The organism is Hymenobacter lutimineralis (genome assembly GCF_008271285.1).
Lineage (GTDB): Bacteria > Bacteroidota > Bacteroidia > Cytophagales > Hymenobacteraceae > Hymenobacter > Hymenobacter lutimineralis.
The window spans coordinates 95,115-107,160 of sequence record NZ_VTHL01000014.1 but is presented as its reverse complement, the minus strand read 5'-3'; the positions used below and the strand labels follow the sequence as shown (position 1 = coordinate 107,160).

At 60.4% G+C, this 12,046-nt stretch carries 12 protein-coding genes; 7 read left to right on the top strand and 5 right to left on the bottom strand.

Features of this window, described 5'->3' with window-relative positions; translation table 11 throughout:
* Positions 1-38 precede the first annotated feature (38 nt).
* Positions 39-479 (top strand): DUF2147 domain-containing protein, encoded by a 441-nt coding sequence (locus FY528_RS13805; protein ID WP_149071607.1) that lies wholly within the window; start codon positions 39-41, stop codon positions 477-479.
* A 110-nt stretch (positions 480-589) separates the two neighbouring features.
* Positions 590-1,024 carry a DUF2147 domain-containing protein gene (locus FY528_RS13800; RefSeq protein ID WP_187632121.1) on the top strand — a complete coding sequence of 145 codons (435 nt, stop codon included), beginning with the start codon at positions 590-592 and terminating at the stop codon, positions 1,022-1,024.
* A gap of 10 nt (positions 1,025-1,034) precedes the next feature.
* Here the strand turns inward: FY528_RS13800 and FY528_RS13795 are convergent, their stop codons facing one another.
* Positions 1,035-1,508: an ATP synthase subunit B family protein gene (locus FY528_RS13795; RefSeq protein ID WP_149071605.1), complete on the bottom strand. Its 474-nt coding sequence runs from the start codon at positions 1,506-1,508 to the stop codon at positions 1,035-1,037.
* 117 nt (positions 1,509-1,625) lie between these two features.
* Between FY528_RS13795 and FY528_RS13790 the strand changes: the two genes are divergently transcribed.
* Positions 1,626-2,249 carry a hypothetical protein gene (locus FY528_RS13790; protein WP_149071604.1) on the top strand — a complete coding sequence of 208 codons (624 nt, stop codon included), beginning with the start codon at positions 1,626-1,628 and terminating at the stop codon, positions 2,247-2,249.
* Between the two features lie 52 nt (positions 2,250-2,301).
* Here the strand turns inward: FY528_RS13790 and FY528_RS13785 are convergent, their stop codons facing one another.
* Positions 2,302-4,311: a M1 family aminopeptidase gene (locus tag FY528_RS13785; protein ID WP_149071603.1), complete on the bottom strand. Its 2,010-nt coding sequence runs from the start codon at positions 4,309-4,311 to the stop codon at positions 2,302-2,304.
* A gap of 134 nt (positions 4,312-4,445) precedes the next feature.
* Here FY528_RS13785 and FY528_RS13780 point away from each other — a divergent pair, with 134 nt between their 5' ends.
* A complete protein-coding gene (locus tag FY528_RS13780; protein WP_149071602.1) occupies positions 4,446-6,668 on the top strand; it encodes a T9SS type B sorting domain-containing protein in 2,223 nt (740 codons plus the stop codon).
* Positions 6,669-6,748: 80 nt separating this feature from the next.
* Here FY528_RS13780 and FY528_RS13775 read toward each other — a convergent pair whose 3' ends face one another.
* From FY528_RS13775 to FY528_RS13765, 3 genes are all read right to left on the bottom strand, one after another.
* Positions 6,749-7,402: a cytochrome c oxidase subunit 3 gene (locus FY528_RS13775; protein WP_232066321.1), complete on the bottom strand. Its 654-nt coding sequence runs from the start codon at positions 7,400-7,402 to the stop codon at positions 6,749-6,751.
* Positions 7,403-7,539: 137 nt separating this feature from the next.
* Positions 7,540-7,881 carry a hypothetical protein gene (locus tag FY528_RS13770; protein ID WP_149071601.1) on the bottom strand — a complete coding sequence of 114 codons (342 nt, stop codon included), beginning with the start codon at positions 7,879-7,881 and terminating at the stop codon, positions 7,540-7,542.
* Positions 7,874-8,122, bottom strand: a complete 249-nt coding sequence (locus FY528_RS13765; protein WP_149071600.1) for a hypothetical protein — start codon at positions 8,120-8,122, stop codon at positions 7,874-7,876. The genes FY528_RS13770 and FY528_RS13765 overlap by 8 nt, the downstream gene beginning before the upstream one ends.
* 182 nt (positions 8,123-8,304) lie before the next feature.
* Here FY528_RS13765 and FY528_RS13760 point away from each other — a divergent pair, with 182 nt between their 5' ends.
* From FY528_RS13760 to ligA, 3 genes are all read left to right on the top strand, one after another.
* On the top strand, positions 8,305-9,138 hold the full coding sequence (locus tag FY528_RS13760; protein WP_149071599.1) for a TapB family protein: 834 nt from the start codon (positions 8,305-8,307) through the stop codon (positions 9,136-9,138).
* A 78-nt stretch (positions 9,139-9,216) separates the two neighbouring features.
* Positions 9,217-9,723 (top strand): DUF4920 domain-containing protein, encoded by a 507-nt coding sequence (locus FY528_RS13755; RefSeq protein WP_149071598.1) that lies wholly within the window; start codon positions 9,217-9,219, stop codon positions 9,721-9,723.
* 126 nt (positions 9,724-9,849) lie between these two features.
* Positions 9,850-11,997 (top strand): NAD-dependent DNA ligase LigA, encoded by a 2,148-nt coding sequence (gene ligA / locus FY528_RS13750; protein ID WP_149071597.1) that lies wholly within the window; start codon positions 9,850-9,852, stop codon positions 11,995-11,997.
* Positions 11,998-12,046: the final 49 nt, after the last annotated feature.

Sequence of the window (12,046 nt, the reverse complement as noted above, 5' to 3'; positions counted from 1 at the left end):
TCCTTATATTTTCCCCAAAACCCATCTTCCCCCTCTTCATGAAAAAAGTACTCTTCTTCTGTCTGGCCCTGGTGTTAGGTCTTTCTTCGCTGGCTTCAGCCCAGAAACTGTCCCCACTAGGTATTTGGACCAACGAGGACAAAAAAGCCACGTTTGAAATCTATCAGTGCGGTAATAAGCTATGTGGCAAGATTGTAACGCTAACCGTGCCTAACGACCCTAAAACCGGCAAACCCAAAACCGACTCCCAGAACCCCGACCCCAAGCTGCGGAACCGTCCTCGCTTAGGCCTCGTGTTCATGCAGGGCTTCGAGTACGATGATGACAACAAATGGGACGACGGTAAAATTTACGACCCGGAAAGCGGCAAAACGTACTCCTGCTACATGAAAATGAATAGCGCCAACAGCATGGAGGTAAAAGGCTACATTGGCTTTTCGCTGATTGGCCGCTCCCAGAACTGGACGCGGGTGAAATAGTCCGGGAACCTTCCCTTCCCCATTTTCGTAGCGACGCTCTGCCCGGGCGTCGCTATTTTTTTATCTTGGCGGGCCCACCCGGTGTCTGCTCACGTTTTATCGGCCAGCTTGTGAAAACGCTTTTGTTCTCTCTGCTCTTATGGGTGGCGGCGGCGGTGCCGGCTGCTTCGCAGCAGTATTCCCCGCTCGGTGTCTGGGCCGATGACCAAGGCGAAACCCACGTGGAGCTTTACCGCTGCGGAGAAGAAATATGCGGTAAGCTGGTGTGGCTGCGCACTGCGGCTACACCCACGGGCCAGCCCCTCACCGATGCCCACAACCCCGACCCCGAGCGGCGCAGCAAACCTCTGCAAGGCCTCGTGATTATGCAGCATTTTCGCTACGATGGCGAGGAGCGCTGGACCAATGGCAGTATCTACGACCCCACGAATGGGCGCACGTACTCCTGCAACCTGCGCATGCTGCAGAAAGATGTGCTGGAAGTGAAAGGCTACATCGGCTTCTCTTTCATCGGTAGTGCCCACCGCTGGAAACGCCTGCCCTGAGGCGGCCGCGCTAGAATACCTCCTGGATGGAGTAGCTCTGCCCCCGAAACGAGAAGGTGTCGCCCACGGCATGGGGGGCCATGGCCAGAAACAACGGGGAAAAAGGCGACATCACGCAGTATTTCTCCCCCTCAAGCTGAATTTCGCCCAGACTGACGGCAATGAAATACGTGTACCGGTTGGTTACCACCACGGCACCCAGGCCGATGCTGCCAGCCGGCACCGCTATGTCGGGCAGGCGCTGCAGCACCTGCAAGTTGCGCTGCGCCTCCTGCCAGTGGCGGGCAAACAGCTCCCGCTGGATGTGGCAGGCCTCCCGAAACGACTCAAACTTGTCTTCGCTGGCGCTGGGCTGCTCATTGGCACTTTCCTGCGCTTGTTCCATTGCCTGCTGGGCATGATGCACTTTTTGCTGCTGCAGGTGCACACATTCTGCCAGCAAGGCCCGTTTTAGCTGCTGACGGGAGCGTACTGTTGTTGCCATAACTACTTCCTCAGGAAAGGTTGAAGAATGTAAAACGGGGGCAAGTGCACGAGGTTACACTGACATTATAGAAACTATTTTAGCTACTCCATGTTTTTTCCGGAAACACGCTACTCCTTGTCTTCTTTCCTTCAACGTTTATTTCCTTCTCCGGCTACCGACAGCTGGCGCCCCCTGGTTCGCACGGCCAAGGAGGAGCAACGCCATGTGCAGTGGGTACGGGACCAGATGTACTTAAACTGGCTGGAGCCCTACTATAAAGCTTACCACTTTCGCAAAGCCCACCTCTCGCGGGCGGGCCTGCGGGTCCAGCTGCTGCAGGAGGATAGCCGGGAAGGCGCCATCCTGTTTTACGACCCGTCTATCGGGCCTGGCAACTTCCGGCACTTCTTCGATTACATTGCCGAGCAAACCCTGCCCCTGGGCTACAATGCCTCTACCTCCGACCAGCGTGTGCGCCATCATCCGGAGTACACGGAAACGGTTCTTAAGCACTTTCTGAAGCCGAAGCCCCGCAGCTGCACTCACACGGGGCGCTGCCAGCAGCATTTCGGCAACGTCGTCGTCGACCTGGTACTCATCAACGGGCAGCCGGGGTTTATCCGTTTTTTCAGCAACCCCTTTCAGGACGAAATTTTTACTACGCCCCGTCCCTTTGCCGAACTGCTGGATACCGTGTTCAACCAGCCGCCCCCCACCGAGGCTACCCAGGCAAGAATCAAAAGCTACTACCGCGCATAAAAAAGCCCGGCCCCTAACAGGCCGGGCTTTTTCATGCGCGCAGTTGTGCGTGCTAGCGGCGCACAAACCGAGCCCGGCGTACCTCATCCCCCTTCTCGGCCGTGAGCGTGAGGTGGTAGAGACCAGGCGCCAGCGCCTGGGTAGTTACCTGGGCCCGGGTAGCCGATATTCCTTGTCGCACCACTACCCGGCCAAGCGCGTCGGTTACTTCGGCCCGCCACTGGCCTGCCGGCAGGTCTTGCACCGCCAGTGACTCCTCGCACGGGTTGGGGTACACCAGCACCGGCCGCGTGGCCGCGTGGCCCCGGGTAGCCAGCACCAGGTTGTCGTTGCGCACTACGGAGCCCGCCCCGTTCAGTACCCACTGGTTGGGGTCCAGCTCTATGCTTACTACGGTGCCAGTGATGGGCACCACAAACTCACTTACGGCCTTGCTTTGGCGCAGCCGGATGGTCTGGCTGCCCGCACTGGTAGTGATGCGGTAGTCCAACTCGGTATCGAAGAAGGGCGTGATGAACGGGGCTGAAACGGTTTCCGTGGTACGAATCTGCAGGTTGCCACCGGCCTGCTTCCACTCGGCCGCAAACGTGGGGTAGCCTTCCCCAGCGTACCATTGGGCAAAGAAGTCCGTCAGGGAGCGGCCCGTGGCCTCCTCAAATATTTTCTGCAGGTCGGAGGTGCGGGCGGTACTGTCGGCGAAGGTAGTCTGGTAGGTGCGCAGGGCGCCGAAGAACTTGGCGTCGTCCTGCACGAGGTAGCGCAGCATATGCACAACGGCGGCCCCTTTCTTATAGCTTAGCCGGGAGCTGAAGATACGACCCACGCTGGTGGTATCGGGCACCCGTACGGAGCCCCCGGCGCTGGCCATGGCGCGCGTGTGCGCATCGTCCATCCAGAGGCGGGCGGCGGCCGGCGAGGAAAACCGGGCCAGGGACAGGTACTCCCCATAAGAAGCAAAGCCTTCGTTCAGCCAGATATCTTCCCAGGAAGCACACGTCACGTTGTCGCCAAACCACTGGTGAAACAGCTCGTGGGCCGTGAGCGTGAAGGTGAACCGGTCCTGGGTGGTCATGGTCTGGTGCTCCATGCCTCCCCCAATCGGGGCCATGGAGTGGCCATACTTCTCGTCGGCGAAGGGATAGTCGATGATCAGGCTGGAGAAATTTTCGATAAAGCCGGGGGTGCGGTCTATTTCCGTTTTATTGGCGTCAAGCGTGCTCTGGTTATACACATAGTGCAGCACCGGCACTTTACGGCCACTGGCCAGCTGGGCGTAGTTCACGTACTCCACGTAGGGCGATACGGCCACCGAAATGAGGTAGTAGGCAATGGGGTGACGCGACTTCCACTCGTAGCGGTGCTTAGTGGCGGAGATAGGCGTAACTCGCTCCAGTATGCCGTTCGAGCCCACTTTATTCACCTTGGAGGTAGTTACCCACACATCCGAGGAGTCGGCTTTGTCGGTGAGCACCTGCTTGCAGGGAAACCACTCGTAGGCGTTGAACGGCTCACTCAGGCTCCACGTCACGCTGGTCCCGGCTGGGGTCAGGCTGGTATCCAGGGCATTGCCGGCCAGCACTTGGTTGGCGGTATTAGGCGCCGTACCATGGTAGTAAATGCGCGCGTCGAAGAGCGTATTGGGGGCTACAGCCGTTTTCAGGGTGGCCGTTACGTCGCCGCTGGCCCGCTGGATACTGGTGGCCTTCTGCTTGTTCACTACCACCGAGTCGATGACGTAAGTAGAGAAAAGCTCGAAAGCCATGGTCTCCAGCGTGGTGTTGCCGTTGCGCGCCCGCATCCACGTATGGCCCGCCACGTTGCGGGAGTTGTTTTCCAGGCTCAGATCCAGCTTGTAGTATTTCACATCGTAGCGGTCCATTTGCTGGCGGTGCGCAATCGTGGTGGCGGGCTGGCGCAGAGCCTGGCGCACGTGGGAAGCGGCGCAGAGGTCGGCGGTACTAACGTTCAGATTGGCAGTGGCGGGGGCGGGCGTAGCCAGCTGCGCCTGGGCCAAGGGAGCAGGCAGCAGCAGGGCCAGCAAATACAGTAGGGTTTGTTTCATGGGTGGGCAGGGGAATTACATCCAGGATATGTGCCGCCAAAATACGCACTAAACTTTCTGGGTTCTGAAAAACCAATGGTGTACCCAGCAGCGGAACCTCTTATCTTGCTTTGTATTCTACCAACTGCAAGGGCATGATTCGACTGATACTGCTGGTGTGGGCTTGCTGCCTGCTGCTACTTCCGGGCCGCAGCTACGCAACACATATTGTGGGGGGCGAAATGGGAATGCAGCACTTGCGGGACAGTACGTACGTGCTCAACCTAGTCGTGTATTTCGATGCCGTGAATGGGGACCCCGGGGCGCTGGATCAGAGCCTGACGGCCGCTATCTACGAGAAAGGCACTAACCGCTTCGTGGAGGAGTTGCCCCTGCCCCTGCTGCAGAATACCCTGGTTGATTACTCAGACCCTGCGTGCTCAAATGCCAGCCTAACCACGCGGCGGCTGATATACGCCCGTGAGCTGGTGCTGCACCGCAAGCAGTATCGCAGCCTCAATGGCTACTATGCTACCGTGGAGCGGTGCTGCCGCAACCGGGTAATTGCCAACATTCAGAACCCCGGCGCCGCCGGGCAAGCGTTTCTCGTAGAGTTTCCGGGCGTGGTGCAGGCGAACGGCGAAGCCTTCCGCAATTCCAGCCCCAGTTTATTTCCCCCTCTGAGCGACTACGCTTGCAAAGGGGAACTGTTCTACTATGATTTTGGTGGCCAGGACCCGGATGGCGACCAGCTGGTATATGAGATGGTGACGCCGCTGAATGGGCACAGCACCTCCGGGGACCCCAAACCCGACCGGCCGGCCTCCGCCCCTTACTCCCTCGTGCGGTGGCGAACTGGCCTGAGCGAGGATAAGCAGATTCCCGGCACGCCCAACCTGCGCATCGATGCCCAGACGGGCCGGCTGGAAGTACTCCCCACGGAGCTGGGGCTGTTCGTTTTTGGCATCAAATGCTCGGAATACCGCAACGGGGTGAAAATCGGGGAAGTGCGCCGGGATTTTCAGATGCTCATCATCAATTGTCCGCGTAACCAGGCACCCCAGCTGCAGGTAGAGGCCCAGGGCCAGGTGCTGCCGCACACGCCCACGGGCACCCTGGCATTTGCAGCCGGCGAAGCCCGGTGCTTTCAGCTGCGTTTTACCGACCCGGATGCCGCCTCCCGCCTCAAGTTAAGCATGCGGGCCGTCAACTTTTCCGAGAAGCTGCCCACGCCCACCGTCACGACGGGTACTGTCCGCTCGCCGGGCAACCCCGATGTGCTGGTTTCCACGGTGTGCTTTCCCAAGTGTTTCAATACCCAGGGCAAAGTCTACCAGCTCGAATTTATTGTAGCAGACAACGGCTGCAGTCTGCCTAAGCTGGATACTGTCCGCGTAGCCTTCTCCGCCGCCGCGCCGCCCGATCAGCCGCCCACCTTACTGACTACGGCGCAGTTGCCGCTGCGGGTGCACCCCGGCGACGTGGTGAAATTTGCCGCCATCGGCCAGGACCCGGATCAGGACCAGCTTAGCCTTACCATGCGGGGCTTGGGCTTTGAGGCCGCTCCGCTGGGCGCCACGCTCGGCCTTACAACGTCCGCCGGAGAAGTGCGTGGAGACTTTTCCTGGACGGTTCCGTGCGCCGCCATCGACCGGGGCCTGCACGAATTTGAATTCCTGCTCACGTCCACCTCGGAATGTTACGCCGTCCAGACTCAGCGGCTTGTCATACCCATTGTGGTAGAATACGAAAACGAGGCCCCGGAACTCACTTCTACCTTCCCGACTTCCTCCCCGGTGCCGGAGGCGCCGCCGGTAGTTGTTACGCTGCCCCTGGGCGGCATCTACGAGGCTACCCTACTGGGCACCGACGCCGACCCCAATGACCTGACCATGACGGCCGCCGGTAAGAACATGGACCTGGCCAGCATGGGCATGCAGTTTACGCACCAGGATGGCCGGGGCAAAGCGACCGGCACCTTCCGCTGGGAGGCCACCTGCGCCGCCCTGGAGAACCAGCCTCTGGAGGTGACGTTTACCTTGCAGGAAAGCACCTGCCGGCCCCAGCCGCGGCAACAGACGGTACGCTTTGAAGTGTTGCGGCCGGCTTCCCCGGCTTTCCTACCGCCCAATATTTTCACCCCCAACGCCGACGGTAAAAACAACCGGTTTGAACTCGGCAACGTGCTGCCGCCCGACCTCTGCAATAACCGGTTTGGCGACATCAAAATCTTCAACCGCTGGGGTACCCAGGTGTACCGCTCCCAAAACCGCAGCTTCAGTTGGGACGGCGGCGGCCTGCCGGAAGGCGTGTACTATTACCTCATCGAGTTTACCAACAAGACGCGGTTTAAGGGCACCATCACCATTGCCCGGTAAGCGCCAACCTATGATTAAAACAATGCCTCCCCACTCAGCTGGCAGCTTGGGTGGAGAGGCATTGTTTTAATGCTGGCCAATTAGTAAAAAAACAGGAAGAGCCCGAACATCACCAGCCAGAGACCATCAATGAAGTGCCAGTAAATTCCCAGCATCCGAAGCTGCAAACGGCGGTACGGGTTCCGGATAAAAAACAGGGTGCGCACCCCATCCCGGCTGGCATGGTGGGCACGCCAGAGCAACGACATAAGAAACAGCACCCCGCCCAGCAAGTGCACCACGTGCAGGGCCGAAAGCAGGTAGATGTACGTGGCACTGGCTTCCCCGGTGAACGTTGCGCCGCCCACCAACAACTGCTGCCAGCCCAGGGCCTGCAAGCCCGTGAAAAGAAGCCCGAGCAGCAGCGTGGCGCCAAGGCAGCGCACCAACCCAGGCAGGTTATCAGCCTGGTAAAGGCGCGGAGCCTGGCTGAGGGTATAGCTACTGAGCAGCAGGGCAATGGTGCTCAGGGAAAACACCCGCGGCAGCGCATAAAGCCCAAGTGGAATACCACTGCGCAGACGCGTGTACAGGTAGGCCCCAAGCAGCACGGCAAACAGGACGCCTACCGCGCCAATGCTCAGATACAGAATAAGGAGCAGCGGCGGGACGCGCTCCATACGGGAAAAAGTAGAGGCGGGCTGTCCGGCGCCTACGGTGTTGGGACGATGCTTGTCGGGTTGTTCGGGGCTCATGGGAAACGCAGCAAAAGGCGTACTTACTCGTAACCCTGCCGACCAGCATTTTGATTCGGACCAAAACCTTTTTTTTCCAGCGTGGGCTTACCTGCCAAGATACGTAAAAACCAGGCCGGGGCTATGGTATTTTTCGGTTATTCACTACGAAAAAAAGAGCCTATTTTGCCCAGCACAGCGTTGAACGTAATCTTGGGGCTACGTCCCGTCCCGAAGGTCACGTAGGTTTTGCCGGCCACCCGCAAGTCCAGCACCAAGCCGAGGCGTAGCGCCAGCATGTTCAGTTGCTGTAAGGCGTTGGGCGTGCCGGGGGGCTTGGGCGCTTTGGGTGCCGCCGTTTTGTCGCCGGCCGTCAACTCATCAAGCACCCGCTGGCTGGGAATATTCACGATGAGGTAGGTTCCTGAGGCCGCAATCTGAATATCGTCGCGGCCACGGGAAATGACCAGCCGGGCTTCGATATCAAGGCCCTTAGCCAAGTTGTGCGGGTTTTGGAGCGGCGGGCGGGGTAGCGGCGGGCGGGTTTTCGCCACGGGTACGGATGCGCACCGAGCCGTTGATGCGCCAGGTGCTGGGGGCCCCCTGGGGGTTCTGGGCGTTGGGCACTTGCACTTCCATTTGGTCGAAGGTGCACCCCAGTTCCACGCCCCCGGAGAGTTTCGAAAGCAGGGAAGCGGCCATGTCGGCCCAGTTAGCGGAGGCAGCGGAAGAGTCAGCCATACAAGAGGGAGGTAAATCGGGTGGAAAGGCGGCCCTGTGCCGCGGGGGTGCAAACTACGGCCTGCCAGCAGCAAACGCAACCCACCCCGGGGAAGTTACTCTCTACCGAGGAGCTTTATCTAAATAGCGGGATTTGCGTATGTGGGGCAATGCCAGCAAAGCTGCGCTTTATCCTGCTACCCATGTACGCTCGTTTCTCCCTGCTTGCACCGGCTTTTTTGCTCTTTGGTGCCGCCTGCTCTTCCGCTAGTTCCTCCGCTACCCGGCCCGAAGCCGGCACGCCTGCGCAAGCCAGCCCGGTCGCTGCCGCCCCAGCTTCTGCGGCCCCCGTGGCTTCGGGCGCGGCCCCCGACTGTGCTCACCCCTTTGGGCTGACCAGCTCCAGCGAGCTGCTTTATGCGCTTACTGACGCCAACGGCAAGGCCCTGGGTGAGCTGCGCCAGCGCGTGGTTGGGTTTGGGGAGGAAACCAATAAAAAAGGCACGGTAAAAACCACTACGGTACTCCTGAAGAGCGGCCGCTATGATGCCGACGGCAAGCTGCTTCACCAGCAGGACCTCACCTTCCGCTGCCGCCAGGATACGGCCTTTACGGATGGCACCGCCGAGCTGGAGTTCGACAACCTCCGCTCCTTTCGCGACCGGTATTTCACGGATGCGCCTACGCCTATTGCTTGGCCGCACCAGCCCGCCGCCGGTACCCGTCTGCCTACGGGCGGTATCGTAACGGAAGTACGCAGCTCGGCGGTAGACATTGCCAAGGTGTACACGCGGGTACAGAACCGGCGCGTGGTGGGCGCTCAGGAGACGATAACGGTGCCGGCGGGCTCCTTTGCCTGCTATAAAGTAGAATCGGAGCGGGAAGCCGCCGTGCAGCCCAAACCCGACATCGTCCGCCGGACTACGCAACGCGTCGTGGATTTTTACAACCCGAGCGTGGGTTTGATCCGCACGGAGGTGTACGATAAGAACAACAAGCTCCAGAGCACCAGCGTACTGGCCCGCCGTACGCTTTAATACGCTCTAAGCAGGGGTATTGAGCGCAACCGGGTTTTATCTTAACTTGCTGGCTGCACCTGCTTCTTGCCCGTCGATATGAAACGCCTGCCCATTTACCTGCTGGGACTCTTCCTGGCTGCCTGCCAGTCGGGCCCGACTACTACCCAGGAAACCACCAAACCTGATGCGGCCACCGCACCCCAGCCCGAAAAGCCCGCCAACACTTTTGGGGAAACCATTACCGCGGATGGTGCCGTAGCCGTGGCTGAGCTGCCCAAGCTGCTGGGTTCTCGCGACTCGGCCCGCGTGAAGCTGGTAGGCACCACTGACGCCGTGTGCCAGGCCAAGGGCTGCTGGCTGACCATGCAGCTGCCCGAAAAGCAAACCATGCGCGTGCGGTTTCGCGACTACGCCTTCTTTGTGCCCAAGGACATAGCCGGCAAAACCGTGGTGGTAGAAGGCTGGGCGCACCGCCGCGAAGTGCCCGTGGATGAGCTCCAGCACTACGCCAAGGACGGGGGCAAATCGGCCAAGGAAATTGCCGCCATTACCAAGCCCGAAACTCAGCTCAGCTTTATGGCCGACGGCGTGCTGGTGCGTTAACGCTTGCTACTCTGTTTTTCTAAAAGAAGGGCCCACCGCTTTGGTGGGCCCTTCTTTTTTTGGGCCGTAACCGCGTGGTTGCCGTACTTGCAGACTTATCCCGCCGCCCCCTTGCCTTTCATTTCTATGTCCGACTTGAGCGCCATACAGCAGAAAATCCAGCGCCTCACCGAGCAGCTGCACCACCTCAACTACCAGTATTACCAGAACGATATTTCCGAGGTATCGGACCAGGAGTTTGATGCCCTGCTGCGGGAGCTGCAGGAGCTGGAGCGGCAGTACCCCGAACTGGCCTTAGCCAACTCGCCTACCCAGCGCGTGGGCGGCACCATCACCAAGCAGTTTCCTACGGTAGAGCACCGCTTTCCCATGCTCAGCCTGGCCAACACCTATTCTGAGGCCGACTTGCGGGAGTTTGATGAGCGGGTCCGCCGGGGCCTCGAAGGTGCCTCCTACCAGTATGTGTGCGAGCTGAAGTTCGATGGGGTAGCCATGAGCCTGACCTACGAGAATGGCCAGCTCACGCGCGGCGTCACGCGCGGCGACGGTACCCGCGGCGACGTGGTAACCAGCAACGTGCGCACCATCAAAACCCTGCCTTTGCACCTGCGCCCGGCACCCGGCCAACCCCAGGATTTTGAGGTGCGCGGTGAAATCTTCATGCCGCTTTCCGTTTTCAACGACCTGAACCAGGAGCGTGAGCAAAATGGCGAAGCCCTGCTGGCCAACCCGCGCAACGCCGCCTCGGGCACGCTCAAGCTCCAGGACTCGGCTCAGGTGGCCAACCGCCGGCTGCGCTTCTACGCCTACAGCTACCTTAGCCCGCGCCGCACCGATTTTCCCACCCACAGCGCCGCCCTCGCCGCCCTGAAGCAGTGGGGCCTGCCAGTATCCGATACCTGGCGCTTGTGCGGGTCCATCGAAGAAGTACTAAACTTCATTCATCAGTGGGAGAAAGCGCGGTTCGAGTTGCCGGTAGCTACCGATGGCATCGTGATAAAAGTAGACGACCTGCAGCAGCAGGAAGTGCTGGGCTTCACGGCTAAAAGTCCACGCTGGGCCATTGCGTACAAGTACCCGGCCGAGGCTGCCCGCTCCCAACTCCTGGGCATTCAGTACCAGGTAGGGCGCACCGGGGCCGTCACGCCGGTGGCCTTACTCACGCCCGTGCCCCTGGCCGGCACCATCGTCAAGCGCGCTTCGGTGCACAACGCCAACCAGATTGCCGCCCTCGACCTGCGCGTGGGCGACACCGTTTTTGTGGAAAAAGGCGGGGAAATCATTCCCAAGATTACGGGCGTGGATGTAGCCGCCCGGCCCGCCCAGGCCGAACCCATTGTTTACCCCACCGAGTGCCCGGCCTGTGGCACGCCGCTGGTGCGGCCCGAGGGTGAAGCACACTTCCGCTGCCCCAATGACCGGGGCTGCCCGCCCCAGCTGAAAGCCAAGCTGGAGCACTACGTCTCGCGCAAGGCGCTGAACATCGACGGCCTGGGCGCCGAAACCGTCGGTCGTTTCTTTGACTTAGGGTTGGTGACGGACGCAGCTTCCCTCTACGACCTGCCCGCCAAGGCCGCCGAGCTGGCCCAGCTGGAGCGCCTGGGCGAAAAATCGGTGCAGCGGCTGGTGGCCGGGCTGGCGCAAAGCCAGCAGGTGCCGTTTGATAGAGTGCTCTATGGGCTGGGTATCCGCTACGTGGGCGAAACCGTAGCCGAGAAGCTAGCCTACCACTACCGCACCATCGACGCGCTGGCGGCAGCCTCGGGGGCCGAGCTGGCGGCCGTGCCAGAAGTGGGTGGCGTCATTGCTGAGTCGGTGGCCGCGTGGTTTGGGCAGCCCGAAAACCGCGACCTGATTGAGCGGCTGCGGGCGGCAGGCGTCCAGTTGGCCCTCACCGGCGAAGCTCCCCAGGCAAAAAGTGACCGGCTGGCCGGGCAAACCTTTGTGCTTTCGGGCGTATTTGCCGAGCACAGCCGGGAGGAGCTGCAGGAACTCATTCAGCTGCACGGCGGCAAAATAACGGGCTCCATCAGCAAGAAGCTTTCTTTCCTGGTAGCCGGCGACAAAATGGGTCCTGCCAAGCGCGAAAAAGCCACTGAGCTGAAAGTACCTATCATTTCGGAAGCCGAGCTGCTGGCCATGCTGCCCACGGGCGAGGAACCCGCGGCTTCAGCGTCCGAGCCTACTGACAGCCTCACGTCCGGCGCGGCGGCAGCGCCGCAACGTGGGCCGCAGCCCCCGGTTGGCACCAACGGGCAGACTTCGCTGTTTTAGACTTTACTCAGGCAGCACCGCTGGTAGACTCCTTCCACTTCACCCTTCC